The sequence below is a fragment of the Cognatishimia sp. WU-CL00825 genome, assembly GCF_040364665.1.
Lineage (GTDB): Bacteria > Pseudomonadota > Alphaproteobacteria > Rhodobacterales > Rhodobacteraceae > Cognatishimia.
On the sequence record NZ_BAABWX010000007.1, the window covers coordinates 15,438 to 39,867 of the forward strand.

A 24,430-nucleotide genomic window follows, 5' to 3' on the forward strand; every position below is an offset into this window, starting at 1 on the left:
TAATCCGAAGTTTGCGCTAACGCTTGTTCCGAATTAGCACAAACTGGTGTTGGTGCAAGGAAAACCCTGCCTCCGCCGTGAATTTGGACAGAACTGAAACCGATGTTTGAAACATCGGTTTCAGCGTAGAATTTACAGAGAAGCGTCCAGGGCAGCAAGAATGGCATCGCCCATTTGTGACGTGCTGACAGGCTGCGCGTCGTCCGCTTGCATAAGATCTGCCGTGCGCACACCGCCAGCAAGGACAGATTCGACAGCTTGTTCCAGACGGGTTGCTTCGTCACCTTGATCAAAACTGTAACGCAGCGCCATTGCAAAGCTTAGGATACAGGCAGAAGGGTTAGCCTTCCCTTGCCCCATGATATCAGGCGCTGAGCCGTGAACGGGTTCATACATCGCTTTTGGACGACCATTTTCCATGGGGGCTCCCAAGGAAGCAGAGGGCAACATACCCAACGACCCAGTAAGCATCGCAGCACAGTCAGACAGAATGTCGCCAAACAGGTTATCCGTCAGAATAACATCAAATTGTTTTGGAGCGCGTACCAACTGCATGGCACCGTTGTCCGCATACATGTGCGAAAGTTCTACATCGGCATAATCAGCGTCATGCACCTTTTGAACCACTTCGCGCCACAGAATGCCGGATTCCATGACATTGGCTTTTTCCATAGATACTACGTTGTTGCTGCGGCGGCGCGCCAATTCAAAGGCAGACCGTGCCACACGATCAATTTCTGCTTCGGTATACCGCTGGGTGTTGATGCCTACGCGCTGCCCATCTTCTTCGAAAATGCCACGCGGCTCTCCGAAATAGGAACCAGAAGTCAATTCGCGCACAATCATGATATCGAGACCAGAAACGATGTCACGTTTCAAAGACGAGAAATCCGCCAAAGCATCAAAACACTGCGCCGGACGCAGGTTTGCAAACAAGTCCATCTCTTTGCGCAGACGCAACAAACCGCGCTCTGGCTTTACCGAGAAATCCAGATCATCATAATCTGGTCCGCCAACAGCACCCAGCAAAACAGCATCTACTTCTTGGGCCTTGGCCATCGTGTCGTCATGCAGCGGTACGCCGTGCGCGTCATAAGCGGCACCGCCCACGAGGTCTTCGCTGACGTCAAATTTCAAGCCACGTTTGTCGCCATACCAGTCGATGATGCGGCGCACTTCGGCCATGACTTCCTTGCCGATGCCATCACCAGGCAAAATCAGAAGTGAGGGGTTGCTCATGTGCGTAGATCCTTCGTGAAATTTCTTGCTGCTGCCTAGCTTCTGACGGCGAAAAGATCAAGAAACGAAGGGGAATTGCGCCGGTTTCAGTGACTATATTGTGAAATTATCCGTGCTGGAGGTGTTTAGAAATCAATGTCGACCCAAACCAAACGGTGTCTACTGGCATTTACGATGTCATCACTTTGGACTGGGTGTTGGTCTTGCGTGAAAACGCCCGAATCTAGCACTTTGATGTCAGAGGAAGGAAGCAGGTAACTGACGCGCAGCCGTCCTGGTGGGTTTGGCCAATCGGCTGTTGGCACTCGCCGGTGGCCCAGGGGGGCTTGTACCCGCGGATTCATCAGCAGGCTTTGGATAACAGAAAGATGTCCTTCGCCGCGCATCGGGTCGATATTAGCCAAAGCGGCGATAACAAATGAGTTGTTTGGTGCCGAACCAAAATACCCGTCCAGAAAGAACGGAAAAAACAAATTTTCATGCGCATTGCGCACACCGTTGCGGTCTTCTGGTCCATCAAAAACCGGTGGCGTCGCGTGGTAGGTTAACAGGCGCAGTGATTGCTGGCCAATTGCGATTGGGATTACGCTATGTGTTGTCGAGGATAATCGAATGGTTTCTTGTATCTCGGCTGACGTGGCTTGCAGAAACCCTTGGTCTAGGGACGTCGCAGCGGCGAAGTCCTGCCAAGTCAACGCGTTGAAGTTTTGAATGTTTCTTTGATCTATCGGGTATCGCGACAAAACTGCGATCCCACGTTGACCTAGAAATTCACCGTAACCTTGAGCGTCTTCAGGCTCTAACAACCTCCCGTCGCCGTCAATGTCTAGGCCAGTTTGTAGGCCTGAATTGGAAGGTGGGGCATATTGGAACATCAAATCCAGACCAAGATCTGCCAGGCGGAACTTTAGTGCGGATAGGCCGAATTCGTGTGTGTCGTGATCGATACCCTGTAAAACAACGATATCAGGGTCCGCTGCCGCGATCACATTTAAAATGGAAACAACCTGCGCGTCTCCTCGGGTGATGTCGCGCAGCATCACACCCGGACCGTTGCGATGCAATTCTGTGTGGTAGGTTGCGATGCGCAGTCGCTCCGCATGGGTTGGCAGGCCCAAGCAAAGGCATATCAATATCAGACAGGCAGCAAACCTTGTGCAACCGCATAAGCGCGCTTGCGGTTTTCGTCGATCATTGATGCGATACGCACCATTGCGATACCGCGCATAACCAGCCCGGCAGGGAAAAACGCCCATATGGCCACGGTCCAGATAAGGGTTTGTGGATCAGCCAAGTTCAATGGGTTTGCCACATCTGAAATTGCCTTAAAGAAGGCAGGAAACAAAAATGGCATAAGAAATCCTAACACAATGTTAAGACGTCCGTCGCGATTAAGGCGAGGCAAAACATCGCCCCCTGCTGTTGGGTCAAACAGCGGTAAGTTTACCCAGACGTTAAAGGCACCGTTACGTGCAGGCCAATCGAGGCCCCGCACCAGGAAATAGAAGATTGCCAGACTGAACAATGAGAACGCATAGGCCATTCCAGCTGCGATGCGTACGAATGCGACCTCTTGCAGGCCCATTTCGGCGGGCAGTGTGATCAATACCAAACGCACGGGGGAATAAGGGAAATCCAGTACTCCGCTAAGGAGCGTTCCGATCGATCGCATCAAGCCGTTCAATGCGTTCGGTTCCGTGCCAGCCTGAGCAATCGACGACAGCATGAAAACGGTTAAAAATACCGCGACATAACGCAAACGATTGAAAGGTGGGGCGTACCGAAATTCAATAATGCTGGGATAGGTGGCAAAATATTCGATAAATACCAATGCCGCTGCAAAGAGCGACAAAAGCAAAACGATTTGGCTTGCATCGGCATTGACCGACGGAAGCACCAAAGACGGGGTCGCGACCAGCAACGCCACTAGGATTGCGCGGGTTAACGCGCTTATAAATTGTGCGAGCACTGCTCTTTTCCCTTCAAACTGGATTGCCACGATTCTTTGCCGTTAGCATTATTCCAACTTGATCCACCTTATTTTGGTGGTCTGCCTCATTCTTGCCTTAATCTTGCCGGGAAATTGGATGTGGCTCAAGGCAAAGTTTGGACTTTGTTAAGAAACTTGCGAAAAACGAGCCTAAAGTGGTGCGCGATTGCACCATTTGATTAACTCCGCATGGTAAATAGCGCTGAATAAAGCATATTCCCGAACAGCCTCGCCCTCACTCCTTTCAAATTGAGACCAGAATTCCGGGTGCCAGCCGCATAGGGGCGTGCATTTTGCAGCTAAAAGGTCATTGGAGAAGCGCAAATGTGTCTTTGTTGCGGCGGAAATTTGACGGGGTGTTGGCTTGGATCGACGGCGCAGACAATGCCAGCATCACGTCGGACAGCACAGCGATGTTGCCCGCCATAGCACGACCAATCTTGGGCCTTTTTTTTGCCCTTAGCCTAAGTTAGTCACGTCCTATGACACGTCGTAAAATCCTGATCCTCGCTGACCAATGCAACCCCGAATGGCCATCGCTGCCCATCGTCGGCTATAAATACGCCCGCGCTTTGGCCAAGGTTGCGGATGTCACGGTGATCACCCATGTGCGCAATCGCGCAAATATCGAAAAGGCCGGAGATCTGGGAGCGCCGGTAGAGTTTATTGACACCGAATGGCTGGCTGCGCCAATGGACAGGCTTGCCACTTGGTTGCGCGGGGGTGACCAGGTTGCGTGGTCCACCAACCAGATCATGTCATATGCACCCTACGTAGCGTTTGAAAAACAGGCTTGGAAATCGGTCAAAGATCGGGTGAATTCTGGGCAATTTGATTTGATTCATCGCATCACTCCTATGTCGCCAACAATGCCAAGCGCGATGGCTGGCAAGGGGGGTGTTCCCTTTGTTGTTGGGCCGCTTAATGGTAACCTAGATTGGCCAGCGGCGTTTTTAGGAGAGCAAAAACGCGAAAAAGAGCGCGCGCGGGGCCTGCGCGACCTTTATAAATTCATGCCCTATGCACGCCGCACACAAACTCGGTCGGACTGCATTTTGGCCGGATTTGAACACACCATTCGGGATCTGAATTTTGCTGATCCAAATAAGATTATTTCTTTCCCCGAAGTTGGTATCGATCCTGCAATTTTCCATGCTGGCCGAAAGCGTGCGCCTTTCACCAGTGAGGGTCCGTTCGAATTCTTGTTTGCCGGGCGCTTGGTCCCGTACAAAGTGCCCGAAGCTGCGGTGCGTGCCTTTGCGCGCTCTGAAAAATTACGGGCCCATAAAATGACAATCATCGGCGATGGGCCAGAGCTGCCGCGACTTCAGGCCATTGTCGATGAACACGCTGCGCAAGACCGGGTTATCTTTGAGGGGCGCAAAACTCAGGCTGAGGTTGCAGATGCAATGCGCCGTGCAGATGCCTTTGTCTTTCCGTCCATTCGGGAACTTGGAGCAGGGGTTGTTGTCGAGGCAATGGCCTGCGGCACATTGTTGATTGTCACAAACTATGGTGCACCGGGCGCTTTGGTTTCCAACGGGCGTGGGGTCGCGTTGCCTTTGTCGTCTATGGACGGGTTGGTCAAAAGCAATCAAAAAGCGATGGAAGACTGCGTGGACAACCCGCGTGTGCACGAAGAAATTGCAGCGGCAGGGTGTCAATATGCCCATCAGGCATTCACTTGGGAAGCCAAGGCCAAATACACCGCTGAAATATATGAGGCTGTCGTGAATAAAGCATCTTTTGCAAGCTTTGACGCCTATAGCTGAAACCATAGGCCTGAAAATCAGCCCTCAAAAGAAAAAGCCGCCCACATTAGGACGGCTTTCGAATTTATTTAGCGTTGTTTTAAACCCAAGGGCGTGAAGCGTTCGCAGTTGCTTCAAACGCATCAATGGACGCCTCTTTTTGCATGGTCTGACCGATGTCGTCCAAACCTTCGAGCAAGCAATGCTTGCGGTGTGGATCAACGTCAAACTTGATGATCTCGCCGTCAGATGTGGTGATTTCTTGGGCTTCCAGATCAACGGTCATGCGGGCGTTTTCGCCTTTTTCCGCGTCAGACATCAGCAGGTCAACGGTTTCCTGTGGCAAGACGATCGGCAGAATGCCGTTCTTGAAGCAGTTGTTGAAGAAAATATCGGCAAAAGAGGTGGAGACCACACATTTGATGCCGAAATCTGCAATCGCCCAAGGCGCATGTTCGCGCGAAGAGCCGCAGCCAAAGTTGTCGCCCGCCACCAAGATTTCAGTGTTGCGATACTGCGGTTTATTCAGAACGAAATCTGCGATTTCGCTGCCGTCGCGATTATAGCGCATTTCATCAAACAAATTCACACCAAAGCCGGTGCGCTGAATGGACTTCAGAAACACCTTTGGGATGATCATGTCAGTGTCGATATTCACCAACGGCATAGGGGCCGCGATACCGGTCAGCTTTTGATACTTTTCCATGTCTCGAGCTCCTTAAATCAAATCACGAATGTCGGTCAGCTTGCCGGTCAGCGCTGCGGCTGCCGCCATCGCTGGAGAGACAAGATGCGTGCGACCTTTGTAACCCTGACGACCTTCAAAGTTCCGGTTTGAGGTTGCTGCACAACGCTCACCTTCGCTCAGCTGATCTGGGTTCATCGCAAGACACATGGAGCAGCCAGCCAGACGCCATTCAAAGCCCGCGTCTTTGAAGATGTCGGCCAAGCCTTCTTCTTCGGCTTGGGCACGCACCAGACCAGAGCCCGGAACGATCATCGCGCGCATGCCATCTTTGATTTTCTTACCTTTGACCACTTCGGCCACGGCACGGAAATCTTCGATACGACCATTGGTGCAAGACCCGATAAAGACTGTGTCGATTTCGATGTCAGTCAGTTTTTGACCAGGTGTCAGGCCCATATATTCAATAGAACGACGTGCTGCTTCAATTTTACCACCTTTGAAATCTTCTGGGAAAGGCACGGTGCCGGTGATTGGCAGAACGTCTTCGGGTGAAGTGCCCCAAGTCACAACCGGTTGAATGTCTTCGCCCTTAAGTGTGATTGTCTTGTCAAACTCAGCTCCCTCGTCCGTGAACAGGGTTTTCCAATATTCCAAAGCTTGCTCGAACTGGCCGCCTTTAGGTGCGTGTGGGCGACCTTTGACATATTCAAATGTTGTTTCGTCTGGTGCAATCAGGCCCGCGCGCGCGCCGCCTTCGATGGCCATGTTACAGACGGTCATCCGACCTTCCATGGACAGATCGCGAATAGCTTCGCCAGTGTATTCAATCACGTAGCCAGTGCCACCAGCAGTGCCAGTTTCACCGATGACCGCCAGCGTGATGTCCTTGGCAGTGACGCCCGGGTTCAACTTGCCGGTGATTTCCACCTTCATGTTCTTTGATTTCTTTTGAATCAACGTTTGTGTCGCCAGAACGTGCTCAACTTCGGACGTACCAATGCCGTGCGCCAATGCGCCAAATGCACCGTGGGTTGCTGTGTGGCTGTCGCCGCAAACAACGGTCATGCCGGGCAAAGTCCAACCCTGTTCTGGGCCAACGATGTGCACGATGCCCTGACGAACGTCAGACACGGGGTAATAATGCACGCCAAATTCCTTGGCGTTTTTATCCAAGGCCTCGACCTGAATGCGAGATTCTTTGTTTTCGATGCCCTTGGCGCGATCCAAAGTTGTTGGAACGTTGTGATCCGGAACAGCAATGGTTTTTTCCGGTGCGCGTACCTTACGACCCGTCATGCGCAGGCCCTCAAAGGCTTGTGGCGATGTCACTTCGTGCACAAGGTGACGGTCGATATACAATAGACATGTGCCGTCTTCGGCTTCGTGGGCGACATGGGCGTCCCAGATTTTATCATAGAGCGTTTTGGGAGACATAGGTCCCTCCGTATTGGTGAATTGGCGATTATGGCTGCAATACGGGCGTGCGAAAACACGCCGCGCCCTTATAGGGCGGCGATGACTGATTTGGACTGACCGAAAAATCGCCAAGGTAAAAAGGCGCGGTCTGCAATGTCATAGATGCGTTTCATGTCTGATCAGATAGACGGAGTCGGCCTCCGCTGCAAGGGAAATGGCTTGTTTTTCATGGCGAGGGCGTGGCACGCTGGCTGAAACGACAGGACAGGCATGGCAGAACACGCTACAACACTCGAAGAAAGTGAAATCACTGAGGTTGCCGCACAGCTGGCAGCTAAGCCAGTAGAGCAAGACACCCAAGAAATCGCGTTAAGCCTTTGGGACCAGGGCGTTGCGTTCCTAGAGGGCTTGTTGCGCCCTTGGAATGCGTATCAGGTTCTAATAGTCGTTGCCTTGCTGGTTGTGTCGTTCGGATTGTCGCGTTTTGTAGGCCCACGATTGCGCACTTGGATGCGGGGCCGCGAAGGGTGGCCTAAGTGGCGCTACCGCTACATGTTGCTGTTACAGCGACGTATGGCGCTGATCTTCTTTGTTGCTCTGATTTGGTTGACGGTTGCGGTTATGCGCGAAATCACGTGGCCAAGTCGCTCTTATCTGTTGGGCATTATTGGTAACCTTGCGGGGGCTTGGCTGATCATCGCGCTTGTCACGCGTCTTGTGCATAACGCGTTTTTGCGCAGCCTTTTGCGGTACGGGGCTTGGGCGTGGGTCACGCTTGCGCTGATCGGCGTTGGCGAAGAAGCGCGGCAACTCTTGGATTCCGCGGCCATTACCATGGGAACCCTGCGACTTTCATTATGGACGGTTTTGCAGGCCGTCGTCATGCTGGGTTTGACCTTTGCGGTAGCTCGCTTTGTGTCCGGCACAACTTCTGACCGTATAAAGCACAACGAAGACATCAGCCCCTCGATGCAGGTTTTGGTGATCAAGTGTTTGCAGGTGGTGCTTTATGGCGCTGCGTTTTTCATCGGCATGCGGATCGTGGGTGTCGATTTAACGGGCTTGGCAGTGCTGTCGGGCGCCATCGGGGTGGGTCTTGGATTTGGTTTGCAAAAGGTTGTTTCAAACCTGGTGTCGGGTGTGATTATCCTGTTGGATAAGTCGATCAAACCCGGGGATGTAATTTCTTTGGGGGAGACCTTTGGTTGGATCAATTCGCTGGGCGCGCGGTATGTCAGCGTTGTGACCCGCGATGGGAAAGAATATCTGATCCCCAATGAAGACCTGATCACAGGCCAGGTGGTGAATTGGTCGCATTCTAATGATTTTGTGCGGCTCGATATATTCTTTGGCACCGCCTATGGGGATGATCCGCATAAAGTACGCAAAGTTGCTATCGAGGCCGCGCAATCCGTAGAGCGGGTGTTGTCCAATCCGAAAGCTCCGGTGTGTCACGTTGTCGGATTTGGGGACAGTTCGGTCGATTATATTTTGCGGTTCTGGATCTCTGATCCAACCGGCGGGCTAACCAATATCCGCGGCAATGTCTATTTGGCGCTTTGGGATGCTTTTGATGCTCATGGCATTAATTTCCCATTCCCACAGCGCGAAATTCGAGTGCTTGATGATGGTAAGCCGCTTGGGCAACAAAGTGGGGTTTGATTTCGAAAGTGATTAAAGCATCACACCTTTGCATGCCATTTAAGGGAAATGGCGAATTCCAGAGGCATTCCTCTTGCGTTTCACTGGAAATTCATACAACGGATGCTATCTTGAATTTAGGCCCTGCGCCGGGGCTGTTCGGCGCGCTGAATGGAGGACAGATCTCTGTCTCTTAATATGGAAGCGGGTTCGACCGCAGATGGTGACCAAATGTCCGATGCGCCAAAAGTTGGTGGAAACGGTCAAGAGCTTTTAGAGCTCATTTTAGACTCCCTTGAAAAAGACAAAGCTGAAGATGTTGTGCAGGTTGATCTGCGCGGGCGGTCTTCGATTGGCGATTTCATGGTGATTTGTTCCGGCCGGTCATCTCGGCAGGTCGCTGCGATGTCTGAAAAACTTGTCGAGCGCGTCAAGCATGACGCCGGGCGCTTGTGCAAAGTTGAAGGCAAAGACACTGGCGATTGGGTGTTGATCGACACTGGTGATGTGATTGTGCACATTTTCCGGCCCGAAGTGCGCGAGTTCTATCAGCTTGAAAAAATGTGGCAACAGGGCGGCAGCGCCTAGCTCTGAACTAACAGCGGCTCGGTGGTATCATGGCCTTGCGAATTCAAATTGTGGCCGTCGGTCGCCTAAGGTCGGGTCCCGAGCGTGACCTGATTGACGACTATTTGGCGCGATTTGATAAGTCTGGGCGCTCGCTTGGCCTGGGTCCTGCAAAGGTGATCGAAGTTGAAGACCGCAAAGGCGGCGGCATGGGGGCAGAGGCAGGCCTTTTGCGTGCTGCTTTGCCTAAAGGTGCCCTCATTTGCACGATGGACGAGCGTGGCAAGCTATTGTCCTCTCCCCAATTTGCCCAAGTTCTAGGCCAAAAGCGTGACCTGGGAACAGCGGATTTGGCTTTTGTTATAGGTGGCGCGGACGGTATTGATCCGTCGTTGCGCGCAGAGGCAGATATGTCGCTTAGTTTTGGTCAAATGGTTTGGCCACATATGCTGGTGCGTGTTATGCTTAGCGAGCAATTGTATCGCGCGGCCTCTATTCTTTCTGGTGCGCCATACCATCGTGCATAGCCGCGTCCCGCTGACGCAACTAATTGTTAAGTGTCACGACAATCGGTACACCCGACCAGCCATCAACCAAGCAACTGGCTTGAATTTGCACCTTTGCTGTTCCCGCGGGTATTTCAACACCCGATAGGCTGCGCGAAAAGGGTTGTTCGTGAACATGCGGATGGGTCAGAATGCGTGTGCCCAGAACTTCCCCCTGCATGCTTAAAACACGCCATCCATTGGCATAGTGGTCCCAGCCCGTGTCGGCATGTTGCAATGTAACAGAGAATGTCCAGGATTGGCCGCGTTTTGTGGCCGCTACATCCTTGATCACAGAAGGGTCGCTTTGCGCCGCTTGTGCCCATCCAAGAAAAAGCCAACACGTCAAAGCGAGTCGCATCATTTCACCTGTACCCCGTCGAGTGTAGTCTGAAGCAACGCGGCGCGGGAATGGCTGGCAAACTCACGGCGCCAAATGATGAACAAAGTTAAGAGACAAGCTAGAATTAACGCCGTTGCCCCAGCCAGCCAAGCGGTTGCTGTCAAACCAAAATAAACCCCTCTAAGGCCTCTGTTGTAGCTTTTTGCACCAGTGATATGCAAGGCACTGGCCTGCCGCGTGCGCAGGTCGCACAACGGATCTTTTGGGTCTACAGGAACAGCACTCATAACAATGGCGACATAGCCAAATACACGATGCGACCAGACAAATTTCAGAAATGCATTTGCCACAAAGAAAAGCATGACGATCAGCTTGATTTCCCAAACAATCGGTGGCGCGCTCACGAGCGTCAACTCGGACGCAACGCCTGTCAATCGTTCTGCATTGCCGATCAACGCAAGGCCGCCGCCCACCGCAATCATACTTGCAGAAATGAAAAACGCGGTGCCCTGCCGCAGATTGGTCAGGATTTGCGCATCATAAATGCGAGGATCACGTACAATGAATTGGCGCATCCATTCTTCGCGATAGAACACCATTAAACGAGAGGTGGATTGTCGATTTTTGGGTGGATTTTCAATGATCCAGCCAATCACGAGCCACCCAACGAACAACAGGCTTACGGCTGCGTAATCCAAATTGGAAAATAGTAAAAGGCGATCAATCCATTCCATGCTGCACATTAGACGCCTCCGAAAAAGGTTGCTAGTTAAAAAAATTGGTTATATTAAATTACCAATTAACGCGGAGGTGTGACATGGAGATGCCAAGACCCAACCAGGCGGTTTTGTCCAACAAGACGCAAATCATAAGTCTGTTGCGCCGAATCCTTCCGCCACACTGCGTGATTGATGCCCCCGAAGAAACACGCGCTTATGAATGCGACGCCCTGACGGCTTATCGGTGCCAACCTTTGGCTGTGGTTCTGCCGCAGACGACAGAACAGGTCGCAGCTGTGCTCAGGCTTTGTAATGAACAGGGTGTGCCAGTGGTCCCAAGAGGTGCCGGAACAAGCCTTGCGGGTGGCGCAATGCCGACTTCTGATGCGATTATTCTAGGCGTAGCGCGGATGAACGACGTCCTAGAGATTGATTATGACGACCGCATTATTCGGGTGCAGACAGGGCGCACAAATCTGAGCGTGACTGGCGCAGTAGAGGAAAACGGGTTTTTCTATGCACCAGATCCGTCCTCTCAGTTGGCATGTGCCATTGCAGGCAATATTGCCATGAATTCGGGCGGGGCCCATTGTCTGAAATACGGCGTGACAACCAACAACCTGCTAGGTGTCAAGATGGTGACCATGACGGGAGAGATCATAGATATTGGTGGTGCCCATATGGACGCCGCAGGATTGGATCTGTTGGGCTTGATTTGCGGGTCCGAAGGGCAATTGGGGGTTGTTACCGAGGCCACCCTTCGCATTTTGCCAAAGCCAGAAGGCGCACGCCCCATCTTGATTGGTTTTGACGATAATCAAACCGCTGGGACTTGCGTCAGTGACATAATTAAAGCTGGTATTTTACCCGTTGCCATCGAATTCATGGACCGGCCGTGTATTCGAGCAACCGAGGCCTTTTCGGGTGCCGGTTATCCTGATTGCGAAGCTTTGCTGATCGTCGAGGTTGAGGGCAGTGACGACGAAATCGACATGCAGCTGAAGCTGATTTCCGAGATTGCACAACAGCACAATCCGGTAGAGCTACGCCAAAGCGCCTCTGAGGCAGAAAGTGCGAAGATTTGGCTTGGCCGGAAGTCTGCTTTTGGCGCAATGGGCCAGATCAACGATTACATGTGCCTTGATGGAACCATTCCAGTCAGCCAACTGCCGTTCGTTCTAAAACGTATTTCAGAATTAAGTGTCGAGTTTGGTCTGGATGTCGGGAATGTATTTCACGCGGGCGACGGGAATATGCATCCGCTCATTTTGTTTGATGCCAACAAAGACGGAGATCTTGAGAAATGCGAAGCTTTTGGGGCTGAAATCCTAAAATTGTGCGTCGCTGTTGGTGGTTGCCTGACCGGCGAACACGGTGTCGGAGTGGAAAAGCGAGAGTTGATGTCCCATCAATATTCACCGGATGATCTGGATATTCAAATGGCGGTCAAAGACGTTTTTGACAAAAATTGGCTGTTAAATGCGGCAAAGGTCTTTCCGCTTGCTGCAAGTGAAAGTCGACGGGCTTTGGAGCAAGGCGCAAATCTATGAACCCGCAAAGCGAACAAGATATTTGCGACGCAATTTCCGCAGCCACATCTGCCATGTTGGTTCAGGGCGGCGGGACCAAGGCGGTAGAAATTGACAATACGTCGGTGCTCCAAACCAATGGCATTTCCGGGGTTTCGCTTTATGAACCGGGGTCACTCACTTTGGTTGCTGCCGCCGGCACGCCCCTGAATGAAATTGAAAGACTGTTGGACACTGAAGGTCAGAGATTGGCCTTTGAGCCAAGCGACTTTCGGGGCTTGCTTGGTACCAAGGGCCTACCAACTTTGGGCGGGACCGTTGCAAGCAACGCAAGTGGGCCACGCCGTGTCGCGGTTGGGGCCTGCCGCGATCATATGCTTGGTGTGCGGTTCGTCGATGGCAGGGGCCGTGTTCTGTCCAACGGTGGCCGCGTAATGAAAAATGTGACCGGCTATGACCTGGTCAAGCTGCTATCCGGCAGTTGGGGCACATTGGGGGTTTTGACTGAAATTAGCCTTAAGGTATTGCCCAAGCCCGAAGCCGTTGGCGTTTTGCTGTTTAACGGGCTTTCGGACGCGCAGGCTATACAGGCGATGTCACGGGCGCTTGGCTCGCCCTACGAAGTGACGGGGGCCGCTCATACGCCTGCTGGCGTCGATAACCACCCTGTAACCATGTTACGGGTGGAAGGCTTTGAAGACTCGGTCTCTTACAGACTTAGCGCTTTGAAATCCCATCTAAAGATTGCCGCAGATTCAATTTTCGAAAGATCATCTGAAAGAACGTCTGCGGGTTGGAAATGGGTTCGTGATGTTAAACTGTTTCACGATCAGCCCGGGCATGTTTGGTCCGTTTCAGTTCGGCCATCAGACGCGGCGGATCTTGTTGAACGCGTGCAACCCAACAAGGTCTTGTATGATTGGGGCGGCGGGCGCATTTGGCTTTTGACCTCTGTTGACCAAGATGTTCGAAAATCAATGGCAGGTCTCGAAGGCCATGCCACTTTGTGGCGCGGTCAGGGATTTCAGAAGTTTCACCCACAGGCCGCCCCAATTGCCGCATTGACGCGTGGGCTGCGGGAAAAATTCGATCCACGTAACATCTTAAATCCGGGATTGATGGACTAAACCATGCGCACAGAATTCACTGAAAGCCAGCTCAAGGATCCCGACATTGCAAGCGCTAACGAGATCCTAAGATCTTGTGTTCATTGCGGGTTTTGCACGGCCACGTGTCCAACCTATCAGGTGCTTGGAGACGAGCTAGATAGCCCGCGGGGGCGCATCTATTTGATCAAGGACATGCTTGAGAACAACCGGGTGCCTGACGAAAACACCGTAAAACATGTGGATCGATGCCTGTCTTGCCTGGCCTGCATGAGCACCTGCCCATCGGGTGTTCACTATATGCATCTTGTGGACCATGCGCGGGCCTATATTGAAGGCAACTATAAGCGCCCCCTAAGCGATCGGTTTTTGCGCTGGGCTTTGGCAAAGATCATACCCTATCCAACGCGCTTTCGACTGGCTTTGTTGGCTGCAAAAATGGGGAGGCCTTTTGCCTGGATGGTGCCGGATGCGCGGATAAAGGCTATTCTTGCGATGGCGCCCAAGGCCATTCCTCCGGTCAGTCGCAACGATCGTCCGCAAAGTTTTGCACCCAAGGCGGTTGCGAAGATGCGGGTCGCGCTGATGACCGGGTGCGCCCAAAAAGCCCTAAACACCGATATCAACGACGCTACCATTCGACTGCTAACACGGCTGGGTTGCGAAGTTGTTGTGCCTAAAGGGGCTGGGTGTTGTGGGGCGCTGACCCACCATATGGGTAAAACGCAAGAAAGCCACCAATCTGCTGCCAACAATATCCGTGCTTGGGTTTCGGAAATGGAGGGGCAGGGGCTAGACGCGATTGTCATAAATACGTCGGGATGCGGCACAACCGTAAAAGACTATGGCCATATGTTCCGCAACGACCCGATAGCGCAGGATGCAGCGCGGGTTTCTAAGATCGCCATGGATGTAAGCGAGATTTTGTTGCGCTTGGACGTGCCGGAATTGCCCGATCAGGGACTGACAGTTGCTTATCATTCTGCGTGCTCTTTGCAGCATGGCCAACAAATCAAAACAGAGCCTAAAAACCTGCTGACGCGTGCAGGGTTCCAGGTTGTTGAACCGGCGGACAGCCATTTGTGTTGCGGGTCAGCAGGTACATATAATCTGTTGCAACCAGAGATATCCGGTCAGTTAAAACAACGAAAGATCAAAACATTAGAGGCCAAATCACCAGACGTAATTGCCGCTGGCAACATTGGTTGCATGATGCAAATTGGATCGGGCACACAGGTGCCAATTGTGCATACGGTCGAACTTCTGGATTGGGCAACCGGGGGGCCGAAACCTAAATCACTTGCGGCAAAACCGAGGCAAGCGCCGGTGCTGCAAACTTAGATAAACCCAAGTGCAGCCGCATTTTTGCCTGGACTGATTGCGAAATTGGCGACAACGAAGCTCGGAGTCGTCATGTCGCGTGTTATGCTATTTTTGGTTGCTTTGCTTGTCATGCCTATGGGCGTGTTTGCGCAAAATGCAGGTGCCTTTTCTGCGGTTGGCCGGTTAGAGCTGGCAGGACGGGGATTTTGCACGGGCACGTTGATTGCCCCCGACTTGGTGCTGACGGCGGCGCATTGTTTGTATGACAAACAGAATGGTGCGCGATTTGATGTTGGTCAGCTAGAGTTCAAAGCGGGCTATCGACAGGGGGTTTCCGTTGCCAAAGCCGGCGTTATGCGGGCGGCGGTTCATCCGGAATATGATGCGCGAAAAAAGGGACAGCTGCATAATCTTCGGTTTGATCTTGCATTGCTGAAACTGAGTAGATCCGTTAAAAATCAAATGGTTAAACCGATGGGTGTTGCTAACCCAGATCTCGGGGGACGCACAGTTGGCGTTTTGTCTTATGGCGCTGGGCGGGCTGAAGATCCGCAACTGGAAAGCGCCTGTGTGATCAAAGGCCGTCCCGAAGGGATATTTGTGACGACTTGCAAAGCCCGTCACGGCACCAGCGGTGCGCCGGTTTTGCAGGTGGTGAATGGCCGCGCTCAGTTGGTGTCGGTGGTTTCGGCGATGGCGCGGGCCAATGGCCTGCCAGTTGCACTGGCTGCCGCACCCAAAAACGCTTTGGACATATTGGAGCATGAACTTTCGAAAACCTTGCTGTCCGAACTGGGCAATTAAGGGGTAAGGGTTTGATATCAAAAATTAAACTCCTGGTTTTATCTTGCCTTTTGTTCCCGGGCCCTTTGGCTGCGGGAACGTCTCTGGAAAAATTCACAACCCGTGGTGATATGCTGGGTTGGGAAGCCGTGGGTCGGGTCGACCTGGGAAAGGGCAGTTTTTGCACTGGCGTTTTGATCGCGCCGGATCAGGTTTTGACCGCGGCGCATTGTCTGTTTGATAGCAAGACGGGTGCGCCGTTGGATGCAAAAGATATTCGGTTTCGATCTGGCTATCTTAATGGGCGATCCCTCAGTGATAGATCTGTTAAAAAATACGTGATTTCAGAGGGTTATGAACATTCTAGCGGGTCTTATGCGCTAGATGTAATCGCTAAGGATGTGGCGCTTTTGAAGCTTGAGTACCCGATTTCAGACAGTGAGGCCGCGCCATTTTTGCTGCATCAAGATGGCGCTGCGGTGACGCGGGTGCAGGTGATGTCCTATGGGCAGGGACGGGCAGAGGCGATGAGCTGGCAGCGGCAATGTGATAAGCTGTTTCAGGATTACAGATTGATGGCATTTGATTGCGATATCACCTTTGGGTCTTCGGGCGCTCCGGTGTTTGCAATGCAGGGAACGCGGGTGCGTATTTTGTCGTTGGTATCTGGCCTCACCAATGGAAAAGACGGGCGAAATCTGGTGATTGGCGTGCAATTACAAAGGCTTGTGGGTGATTTGCAACGGCGTATTCGAAGTGGAGATATCGCCTTGCCAAACAGCGGGGCAGCGGCCAAGCGTATTACGGTTGGCGGCGGCAAGCGTTTGAGTGGCGCAAAGTTCCTGACGTCAAAACAGTGATTGCAGGGTCTTGAAAGCCGAAATCACCTTTCCCATCTGAGTTTGACCGGGTGCCGAAATCGGGCCCGGATCAGAAAAATGCCTGTCCAAATTCGGAAGGCAAAACGTTGTCGCTTAGAAAAGGATAACCTATGCGTAGTTTTGATTTTGCACCGCTGTACCGTGCCTCTGTTGGCTTTGATCAAATCGCAGATTTGATGGATAGAACGCTGACACAAGATGCGGGTGTGCCCAGCTATCCTCCTTATAACATTGAAAAAACCGATGATGACTCTTATCGGATTTCGATCGCCGTTGCAGGTTTTTCCGCAGATGATCTTGGCATTGAAGTCAAGGAAAATGCGCTGATTGTGACCGCTCGTAAAGTCGAAAAAACCAGCGAAAAGACCTATTTGCATCGGGGTATTGCCACCCGATCCTTTGAGCGAAAGTTCCAGCTTGCTGACCATGTGCGTGTGCATGGGGCCAGTCATGAAGACGGCATGTTGCACATAAATCTTGTGCGCGAAGTGCCCGAGGCACTGAAGCCACGTCGCATCGAAATCAGCAGGGGTGATGCCCGTGTAGAAGCTGATGTTGTTGACGCCAAAGCGGTCAATTAATCTTTTGCTAATTGTACAATTTGTACGTTTCTGGCGCTGAAACGTACGATTCGTGCCAAAAATTGTAAAAAGAAATGGGCCCAATAGCGTGGGCCCATTTTTTGTGTGTGATTTTGCCGCGTTCTGAAAGTTTAGAACAAGAAGTCGTTGGCCCCAAGGTCGTCAATGTCGACGCCAAGGAGCACGGCAGAGTCGCCATTCCCAAAATCGATCTCGACCCCTTTGCGGGTTTGTGTCGCGACATCCAGAACATCGGCAAAGCTGTCAAAGCCAGCAATATCAATGGCAATGCGGTCATCGCCAGAACTGTCAAAGTCGCGGATCACAGCGCGGTCATCCCCTGTTGCAAAAACAAAGATGTCATTGCCGGCTCCACCGATCAGCACATCTGTGCCACTGCCGCCGGAAATGACGTCGTTGCCTTGACCGCCAAGGACCACGTCATTGTTTGCGCCGCCGGACACTTGATCGTTGCCTGCACCGCCGCTGACACGATCGTTGCCAGTGCCGCCATTGATTGCGTCGTTGCCGTTGCCACCAAACAAAAAGTCATCGTCCGCACCGCCGTCGATCAGATCATCACCGTTGCCGCCGCGGATGGTGTCAGCGCCCGCGTCACCATTCAGCACGTCCCAACCGCTGCGCCCAAGGATCAGATCATCCCCAGCCCCCGCATCAATCACGTCGTCAGCGCGACCACCGTCAAGCGTTTCACCCTGGTCTGTTCCGGCCGTGCGGGCAACTGTGTTGATATGCACATTGGCGATCTGCGCGCCGGGCAAAGTGAAATCTGCGGCACTTGGGTCAATGGTGTCGCCAAAGGCGTTGGTGCCCCCCAGAATGATCTGGTCACCTCCTGGGTTACCGGCAGAGCCGTTAAAGCCCGGATGCACGGTGACAACGCCATTTTCGGTGATGCCAGTGTTTGGGCCGGTTTGGTTGATAAACGCTGCGTCTTGTTCGGTGTTTTCCTCGGTTCCTGCGTCGCGCACGCTGTTGCCGTCAAAAGCGATGCTTTTGGCACCAAGGAACTTGCCATTGCTGTCAAATAGCTGAACGCCCTCGGCGGTGCCAAAAAAGGCATCGTTTGAAGGCAGCAACATCGATGCAAGGCCAAGATAGCCGTTGGAAACGCCATCAACCAGAATGGTTGTGGCTGCGAGTTCTCCTGCGGCGATGGGGCCGCGTGCACCCGCGACGTTGACAAATTGCGCGTCGCCATCTGCGCTTAATAGCTCGGCAGCAATGATGCCGTTGTTGCCGTCTTCGGCGAGCGCCTCAAGACCTGCAGAAGCCGCTTGGCCCAAATTGTAGACATCAAAGCTGTTATCATGAAAGGCAGAAAAGACTGGGGTAAAAGCGGTGCCGCCTGTCTCTGATGTATTGTGAACGCTGATGCGAAGTTCTGTATTCATTTTTCAAATCCCGTTGTTGGAGTGGTCAAGCAGGGATGTGATAGAGAGCAAACGGCCAATTGATGAAGACACATGTTTTGACGTTAATTTGTAAGCGTGTGACGCGATATGAGTGAAACTGAAAGGACAGGTTTTTCAGTCACTTAATTGTGTGTTGGCTGCCCCTGAAAGAGGGGGGTTTTATCGCCTGATGGGTCCCAAATTGAGAGCAGGCGGAGGTTTTCGCTTTTGGTACATGCAGTCTGCCAAGGGCGCGCTTGGGGCAATGGGCTTGGGTTGCAACTGCCAAGGATGGGCGTTGCGGACGTGGTAGAAACCCGCTTGGATCACGGAAAAGAGGCTCTCGGTTTTGTGAGGCGGTTTTTCTGCTTGGTATTTTGCTTGGGGTTAGCGGGCAGCTGCGATTGTCAGCCCGGTTGCCACCGCGGTGAAGACCTCGGAAAACGAATGCTCCGCGCTGGGCATCATGCCTTTCATCAATTGACCAACAAAGCCCATCAGGCTGGAGCCGCCAACATAGATCACATGATCGATATCTGTCGCCTGAAGATCGGCCTTTTGCAGGGTTTCGGTCACGCCACGATGCAAATCAGAGGCATAGCCGCCCAAGGAAATAGTGAGGTCGGTGGGGCTGAGCGGTACAGCAAGGGATTTTTCCACATAGTCCAGCGAGATGCGCGCATTGCTGGCCCCGGCATTGGCAGCCACTTTGCCGGATTCGACCGCAAAGGCGATTTCATGGCCAAGCTCGTCTTGTAGTACGCTGTGCAACCGCCCCAGAATTTTCGGGGTTACAGCCATTTTATACATGTCATCCACCAGCCGCCGGGTCTGGGTGGTGTAGAGAAAATGGATTTTCTCCCAGGTGGCCAGATCGTTGAAAATGGCGTTGGGAGTGCTGACGGTGCCTGTGCCGAATTCGCGGTTCAATGCAGCGCCTTTGCCAAGCAAGGGCATCACATGGTCAAAACTGATAGAGCGGTCAAAATCTGTGCCGCCGATGCGTACCCCGTGATTGGCGAGGATTTCCAGCCCGCCGGCTGTTTGCTGAAAGATGGAAAAGTCAGAGGTGCCGCCGCCGATGTCCACGATCAGGCCAAAGCCCTTGGATTGATCTGCGCCACCGGCGATGGCGGCGGCTTGGGGTTCGGCCATAAAGGCGATATCGGTGAATCCCGCAGCCTCGTAGCATTGGCGCAGGTCGTCTTCGGCTTGTTGTTCACGCGGATCGTCGGTGCCATGAAACACCACGGGGCGACCGGAAAGCACCTTGGTGAAGCTTTGGCCTGCTTCTGCTTCGGCGCGGATTTTGAGTTGTTTGAGGAAGCGGGCGATAATGTCGACAAAGGTGACACGTTCGTTCAAGAACTGGCGTTTTTCATGCATCAGGCTGGTGCCCAGCACGCGTTTTAGCGCCCGCATATAGCGGCCTTCGTCGCCGTTCAACAAAGCCGCGTTGGCCGGATCACCGATCAGGGTTTTGCGGCTGTCAAAATCAAAGAAAAAACTGGTGGGAAGCGTGGTGTTGCCCGGTGTCATTTCCACCAGATGCGGCTGCCCGTCACGCAGATAGCCCACGGCCGAGTTAGAGGTTCCGAAATCAATGCCAAGGGCAGGGGAGATCGTGGGCATGGCGCTGTCCTAATGGGTTTGCAAGGCGCGAGGGGTAATTTGGTTGGGGGGTGTGGTCAAGGGGGTGATTTGGCAACTGTAAGGATACCGTTTCAGACTTTGGGGGTTTGCGGGTACAGGCGTTGGTAGCTCGGCAAGGTGTCGTTTGGCGCAGGGGTGGCGTGAAAGACGCCGCGGGCGATGGCGCGGGCAAGGCAGGTGGCCGCAGCATGGCCGAGCAGTATAGGGTCAAGTTCAGGGTCTTTGAGCGGTTTGGCGTTTGTGCTGGCAGCAAAGACCAGATCTCCGTCCATCGGGGTGTGGCTGGGCACAAGTGCGCGGGCCATGCCATCGTGGGCAGCTGTGGCCATGCGGGTGCATTGGGCTTGGGTCAGGTCAGCGTCAGTGGCCACAATAGCAATGGTTGTGTTCTGGCTGTTGAATTTGGTTTTGGGCCACACGGGCGCGGCATAGGGCGCTGGGCCAAGACCGCCGAATTCTGCATTGATTTCAAAGGCTGCGGCATGGAAGTGGCCGTTGTTTGTGTGAACGGCATCGCCAAGCGCATTGACTGCAACCAAAGCGCCAACCGTGTGCCCACTGGGCGTAATCAGTGACGCAGAGCCAAGACCGCCTTTCAGGCTGGCCGTGGTGGCCCCGGTGCCGGCACCCTGCGACCCGAGTTGGAATTTGCGGCCGGCGTTGTGCAGCGCCTGTTGGCCTAGGTGGTAATAGGGGCTGCGCGCCCAGTTTTTGTCGCCGCCATTGGTAAGATCAAACAGGATGGCGGCGGGTACAATCGGCACAATCTGGCCCGCGACCGGAAAGCCTTTGCCCTGTTGGCGCAAGGCATCTGCCACGCCCGATGCCGCATCCAGACCAAAGGCAGAGCCACCCGAGAGCACGAGCGCGCTCACCTGCTGCACAGTTTTATCGGGGGCCAAGAGATCGGTTTCGCGGGTGCCCGGCGCGCCGCCCATCACATGCACGGCAGCGGTAAAGGCGGTGTCGCAGGTCAGAACCGTGCTGCCGGATTTGATCTGCGCATCGTGGGCATTGCCGACGCAAAGACCGGTGACATCGGTGATGAGATTTAGCGGGCCTGGGTGCATGTGGTGTCCTTTGGGTGCCCGCAGCCTAGCGCATCGGCACCAGGGTGCAAGTCGGGTCGCGGGGGGGCGTGTTTACAGGTTGGATTTTGGGTATTTTTGTCAAGAACAAGCTGTAGGGATGGCGCAAAATCACCGTGGTCTGGGGCTGCGCGGTTGTTAAGCGGGGTGGGATCGCCTATTTGACAGGTAAGCAATTTGGGGGCCGCAGATGGGCTATATTAAGTGGGTTTTTCGGGGGGTGGTTCTGGTTTTGGTGCTGGGATTTTTCCATTACACATTGGCGCAGCATGATGTTGTGCGCATTGTGAATACCTATGAAGAACGCCAAGAGCTGAATGATTGGACCCGCGTGTTTTGGTCTAAGCCAGACAGTCAGTCGGCCAATCTGACAAACCGCGATGTGCAGTTCATTCAGGCGGTGCGCCCCAATGGGGATGCCATCGTTTATCGCAACGAGGACACGGGCTGGAGCTGGCCACCGTATTTCAAGTTTGACACGGCCAATCTGTATACTGAGGCCAATGATGCGGTGTCGTCAAAAGACGCGCCCGAATGGGTGGCCATCCGGCATTATGGTTGGCGCAACGAGTTTTTGTCGATCTTTCCAAACGCCGTTTCTATTAAGCCGGTGACGGGTCCGGATGCTTCGTTTGTTCCATGGTGGAATATTTCGATTTTCGTGGTTTTGTTTGCGATTTTCTGGGCCATCAGGGTGCGTTGGATCAGGTTCCGCGAGGCGCGTATTGATCCGGTGCTGGAGGATGTTGGCGATAGTCTGGCTGATGCCGGAGATGGCATTGCGGCGCAGCGCGGGCGGTTGCGGCGGTGGTTTGGCGGACAGAAGAACAAGTGATGTAAATGGGGCCCAGAATTCTGAGCCCCATTTGTTTGAAAGCGTCAGGTCAGTCGGCCGCGTGGAAGAATGCGCGGGTGCCCTCTGCCTCTTTTAGGATGGTTTGGCCAGCGGTGTCTGCGCTTGATGGGCCATTCAGAGATCACTTACATAGGCTGGCCGTATAGGCGCTGTATTTGATCAGTGGTTTGTTTTTGCCAGAGGGGTAGGCACGTGCGAGATAAATATTTGGTTTGTCGTTGCGATTGCCAGACCAGTAATCGACCAGATAGGCTTTGTCGGATTTTGAAAGGTATTTGTCGGCCCCTTTGAGCATGCAGGTGCATTGGTTTGAAGTGACGCGCGCCTTTTGGGAGATGGCGGCGCTTTTGCAGATTTTGCTGTTTGAGGCTGCCAAGGCGGGGGTGGCCAGCAAGAGAGCTGCGGCGCATGTGGTTAGGATTTTCATCATATCGGTGCCTTTTGCCTTTGGATTGGTCATGAGCATAGGGCCGCGGGTTTTCAAAAACGTGAAAGAATGATGTTGAACCGGCGCGGCGTTCAACAAAAAAAACGGGCCCTGATAAGGACCCGCTTTGATCTGGCATGTGGCTTTATTTACCGTGCGCCGTAGTAGATGCCGACAGTGTGCTCGGCCTCGGCAAAGAACAGCCAGCGCGATGTTGCGACGCCCGCGAGGTGGCTGAGGATACAAAGGATTGCCAGCAAGTGACCTGCGGGTAGGAAGGCCAGCAAAACAACCGGGATACCTGCCATAAGGATCAGTGAAATCACCCGCAGTTTTTGGGCATGTTTGCGGCCCACGATGTGGATGAATTCGCGCATCAGGTAGTTGGGCGAGCTATGGGGGTGGGCCATGGAGCGCACAGTGCCACGATCCCCTAGGCCCGTGGCTGTGCCCAGATCAGAGCCGCGATCGGCAAAGGCGGTGTCGCCTTTTTTCCACCAGATCACTTGGACAAAGGCGGCGGCGATCAACAGATACAATGCAATGGAAATACGACCGGCAAACAGCGCGCCGCCTGCAATGGCAAAGGTCAGGTACAGCAGGGATGTCAGCGGGGTGTTCCAGCGCGGGATGGTCGCCAATTGGCCATAGATCATCGAGGTTGTGTAGACGGTGATCAGGCAGAGGATTGCACCGATCCAGCCAAGGAGTGCATAGTGTTCACCCAAAAAGATCAGCGCCGCTGCATATAGCCCCATGACGATCAGTGCGATGACCGCACAGACGCCTTCGCGGGACAACCAGCTGGTGCGCCATTGTTTAAAGGCTTTCATGGCGCGTTCTGGGTGCCCCAGGTGGAAGGTGGAAGAGATCAAGCCGCCAACCGTGAAGGCAAAGGCCACGGCGTAATAGCCGAAGGCCGCAAGACCGGTGGAGGGGCTGGGGTCAATGCCAAGCCATGCCAGCATGCCAAGGCCAACACCGGAAAATGTGGTGAAGATGATAACTGATGCTGCGGGATGCATTAGTTTGCTCCTTCTTTGGCGTCGCCGGGCAGGCGCGACAGTTGTTTATCAAGCCAGCCCAAGAGACCCGGGGCTTTGTCGGCGACGGGTTCGAGGAAAGGCGCAAGCACGCTTTCGTCATCCCAGGTGTCTTTGATGCGGGGGGGCAGGTATTTATTAACCGGCGCGGTGCCAAGCTCTGGCATCAGGTCCATACCGCCGCGTTCTGCGGTCAATTTGGAAACGTTTGAGTCTGGGTCTGCGAAGTCGCCAAAGTGACGGGCACCCGCTGGACAGGTGCGCACACAGGCTGGCACGCGGTCAACTTCGGGCAGGTTTTCGTTGTAGATCCGGTCCACACAAAGCGTGCATTTTTTCATCACGCCTTCGGCTTGGTCCAATTCGCGGGCACCATAGGGGCAGGCCCAAGCACAAAGGCCACAGCCGATGCAGTCTTGTTCGTTGACCAGAACAATGCCGTCCTCGGACCGTTTATAGCTGGCCCCGGTTGGGCAGACGGTGACGCAGGGCGCGTTTTCACAATGCAGGCAGGATTTCGGGAAGTGCACGGTTTGTGCGGCCTTGCCCGGCGCTTGCACTTCGTAGGAATGCACGCGGTTGAGGAAGGTGCCCATGGGTTCTTCGCCATAGGGGCGTTGATCAGACAGCGGGGCACCGTAGTTTTCTGTGTTCCAGCCTTTGCAGGAAATCACACAGGCGTGGCAGCCCACGCAGGTGTCAAGATCGATAACAAGGCCAAGCTTTTTGGCGGTGCTTGTTGGGAGGTCAGTCATGTGTGGCTATCTCCGATGTGAGAGGAGAGGGCTAGGCTGGGGGCCAGCCCCCAGACCCCCGGAGTATTTTGGGAAAGATGAATAGGTGCAG

Annotated in this window: 24 protein-coding genes; 11 read left to right on the top strand and 13 right to left on the bottom strand. The window is 53.5% G+C overall.

From position 1 onward, the window contains the following. Positions 1-132: 132 nt before the first annotated feature. The 3 genes from leuB to ABXG94_RS16220 form a co-directional block, all read right to left on the bottom strand. Positions 133-1,239 (bottom strand): 3-isopropylmalate dehydrogenase, encoded by a 1,107-nt coding sequence (leuB, locus tag ABXG94_RS16210; protein WP_353535967.1) that lies wholly within the window; start codon positions 1,237-1,239, stop codon positions 133-135. A gap of 125 nt (positions 1,240-1,364) precedes the next feature. Beyond that, entirely contained in the window at positions 1,365-2,357 is a 993-nt protein-coding gene (locus ABXG94_RS16215) for an endonuclease/exonuclease/phosphatase family protein (RefSeq protein ID WP_353535969.1), read from the bottom strand. 17 nt (positions 2,358-2,374) lie between these two features. Beyond that, the gene (locus ABXG94_RS16220; protein WP_353535970.1) at positions 2,375-3,208 is read right to left on the bottom strand and encodes a hypothetical protein; all 834 of its coding nucleotides are present in this window, start codon (positions 3,206-3,208) and stop codon (positions 2,375-2,377) included. 503 nt (positions 3,209-3,711) lie between these two features. On the opposite strand from ABXG94_RS16220, the gene ABXG94_RS16225 reads away from it, so the two are divergent. Next, positions 3,712-5,001 carry a glycosyltransferase family 4 protein gene (locus tag ABXG94_RS16225; RefSeq protein WP_353535971.1) on the top strand — a complete coding sequence of 430 codons (1,290 nt, stop codon included), beginning with the start codon at positions 3,712-3,714 and terminating at the stop codon, positions 4,999-5,001. 79 nt (positions 5,002-5,080) lie between these two features. Here the strand turns inward: ABXG94_RS16225 and leuD are convergent, their stop codons facing one another. Both leuD and leuC read right to left on the bottom strand, forming a co-directional pair. Then, positions 5,081-5,686, bottom strand: coding sequence for a 3-isopropylmalate dehydratase small subunit (gene leuD / locus ABXG94_RS16230; protein WP_353535973.1), 606 nt, complete (start codon positions 5,684-5,686; stop codon positions 5,081-5,083). 12 nt (positions 5,687-5,698) lie between these two features. After that, positions 5,699-7,102, bottom strand: coding sequence for a 3-isopropylmalate dehydratase large subunit (gene leuC / locus ABXG94_RS16235; protein WP_353535974.1), 1,404 nt, complete (start codon positions 7,100-7,102; stop codon positions 5,699-5,701). 252 nt (positions 7,103-7,354) lie between these two features. Here leuC and ABXG94_RS16240 point away from each other — a divergent pair, with 252 nt between their 5' ends. The 3 genes from ABXG94_RS16240 (at position 7,355) to rlmH (ending at position 9,819) form a co-directional block, all read left to right on the top strand. After that, positions 7,355-8,746, top strand: a complete 1,392-nt coding sequence (locus tag ABXG94_RS16240) for a mechanosensitive ion channel family protein (RefSeq protein WP_353535975.1) — start codon at positions 7,355-7,357, stop codon at positions 8,744-8,746. Positions 8,747-8,956: 210 nt separating this feature from the next. Then, positions 8,957-9,313 (top strand): ribosome silencing factor, encoded by a 357-nt coding sequence (rsfS, locus tag ABXG94_RS16245; protein ID WP_353536086.1) that lies wholly within the window; start codon positions 8,957-8,959, stop codon positions 9,311-9,313. 35 nt (positions 9,314-9,348) lie between these two features. Continuing rightward, entirely contained in the window at positions 9,349-9,819 is a 471-nt protein-coding gene (gene rlmH / locus ABXG94_RS16250) for a 23S rRNA (pseudouridine(1915)-N(3))-methyltransferase RlmH (protein ID WP_353536088.1), read from the top strand. A gap of 19 nt (positions 9,820-9,838) precedes the next feature. Here rlmH and ABXG94_RS16255 read toward each other — a convergent pair whose 3' ends face one another. Continuing rightward, positions 9,839-10,201, bottom strand: a complete 363-nt coding sequence (locus ABXG94_RS16255; RefSeq protein WP_353535976.1) for a hypothetical protein — start codon at positions 10,199-10,201, stop codon at positions 9,839-9,841. Next, positions 10,198-10,914 carry a DUF599 domain-containing protein gene (locus tag ABXG94_RS16260; protein ID WP_353536090.1) on the bottom strand — a complete coding sequence of 239 codons (717 nt, stop codon included), beginning with the start codon at positions 10,912-10,914 and terminating at the stop codon, positions 10,198-10,200. Before ABXG94_RS16260 ends, ABXG94_RS16255 begins: the two co-directional genes overlap by 4 nt. An 83-nt stretch (positions 10,915-10,997) precedes the next feature. On the opposite strand from ABXG94_RS16260, the gene ABXG94_RS16265 reads away from it, so the two are divergent. The 6 genes from ABXG94_RS16265 (at position 10,998) to ABXG94_RS16290 (ending at position 17,102) form a co-directional block, all read left to right on the top strand. Next, positions 10,998-12,449, top strand: a complete 1,452-nt coding sequence (locus tag ABXG94_RS16265; protein WP_353535978.1) for an FAD-linked oxidase C-terminal domain-containing protein — start codon at positions 10,998-11,000, stop codon at positions 12,447-12,449. Continuing rightward, positions 12,446-13,555, top strand: coding sequence for an FAD-binding protein (locus ABXG94_RS16270; protein ID WP_353535979.1), 1,110 nt, complete (start codon positions 12,446-12,448; stop codon positions 13,553-13,555). The genes ABXG94_RS16265 and ABXG94_RS16270 overlap by 4 nt, the downstream gene beginning before the upstream one ends. A 3-nt stretch (positions 13,556-13,558) precedes the next feature. Continuing rightward, positions 13,559-14,875, top strand: coding sequence for a glycolate oxidase subunit GlcF (gene glcF, locus ABXG94_RS16275; RefSeq protein ID WP_353535980.1), 1,317 nt, complete (start codon positions 13,559-13,561; stop codon positions 14,873-14,875). 72 nt (positions 14,876-14,947) lie between these two features. Next, positions 14,948-15,661 carry a trypsin-like serine peptidase gene (locus tag ABXG94_RS16280; RefSeq protein ID WP_353535982.1) on the top strand — a complete coding sequence of 238 codons (714 nt, stop codon included), beginning with the start codon at positions 14,948-14,950 and terminating at the stop codon, positions 15,659-15,661. Positions 15,662-15,672: 11 nt separating this feature from the next. Then, complete coding sequence (locus ABXG94_RS16285) at positions 15,673-16,500, top strand: trypsin-like serine peptidase (protein ID WP_353535983.1); 828 nt, start codon at positions 15,673-15,675, stop codon at positions 16,498-16,500. Between the two features lie 131 nt (positions 16,501-16,631). Continuing rightward, complete coding sequence (locus ABXG94_RS16290; protein WP_353535985.1) at positions 16,632-17,102, top strand: Hsp20 family protein; 471 nt, start codon at positions 16,632-16,634, stop codon at positions 17,100-17,102. A 131-nt stretch (positions 17,103-17,233) separates the two neighbouring features. Here the strand turns inward: ABXG94_RS16290 and ABXG94_RS16295 are convergent, their stop codons facing one another. The 3 genes from ABXG94_RS16295 to ABXG94_RS16305 all read right to left on the bottom strand — a co-directional run bounded on the left by ABXG94_RS16295 (position 17,234) and on the right by ABXG94_RS16305 (position 21,240). Continuing rightward, positions 17,234-18,517 (bottom strand): spondin domain-containing protein, encoded by a 1,284-nt coding sequence (locus ABXG94_RS16295; RefSeq protein WP_353535987.1) that lies wholly within the window; start codon positions 18,515-18,517, stop codon positions 17,234-17,236. Positions 18,518-18,904: 387 nt separating this feature from the next. Further along, positions 18,905-20,149: an Hsp70 family protein gene (locus ABXG94_RS16300; protein WP_353535989.1), complete on the bottom strand. Its 1,245-nt coding sequence runs from the start codon at positions 20,147-20,149 to the stop codon at positions 18,905-18,907. A gap of 92 nt (positions 20,150-20,241) precedes the next feature. After that, positions 20,242-21,240, bottom strand: a complete 999-nt coding sequence (locus ABXG94_RS16305; RefSeq protein WP_353535991.1) for a P1 family peptidase — start codon at positions 21,238-21,240, stop codon at positions 20,242-20,244. A gap of 208 nt (positions 21,241-21,448) precedes the next feature. Between ABXG94_RS16305 and ABXG94_RS16310 the strand changes: the two genes are divergently transcribed. Next, a complete protein-coding gene (locus ABXG94_RS16310) occupies positions 21,449-22,093 on the top strand; it encodes a DUF1523 family protein (RefSeq protein ID WP_353535992.1) in 645 nt (214 codons plus the stop codon). 142 nt (positions 22,094-22,235) lie between these two features. Here ABXG94_RS16310 and ABXG94_RS16315 read toward each other — a convergent pair whose 3' ends face one another. The 3 genes from ABXG94_RS16315 to ABXG94_RS16325 form a co-directional block, all read right to left on the bottom strand. Further along, a complete protein-coding gene (locus tag ABXG94_RS16315; RefSeq protein ID WP_353535994.1) occupies positions 22,236-22,574 on the bottom strand; it encodes a hypothetical protein in 339 nt (112 codons plus the stop codon). Between the two features lie 116 nt (positions 22,575-22,690). Beyond that, a complete protein-coding gene (locus ABXG94_RS16320) occupies positions 22,691-23,566 on the bottom strand; it encodes a dimethyl sulfoxide reductase anchor subunit family protein (protein ID WP_353535995.1) in 876 nt (291 codons plus the stop codon). After that, a complete protein-coding gene (locus ABXG94_RS16325) occupies positions 23,566-24,339 on the bottom strand; it encodes a 4Fe-4S dicluster domain-containing protein (RefSeq protein ID WP_353535997.1) in 774 nt (257 codons plus the stop codon). The genes ABXG94_RS16320 and ABXG94_RS16325 overlap by 1 nt, the downstream gene beginning before the upstream one ends. Positions 24,340-24,430 lie beyond the last annotated feature (91 nt).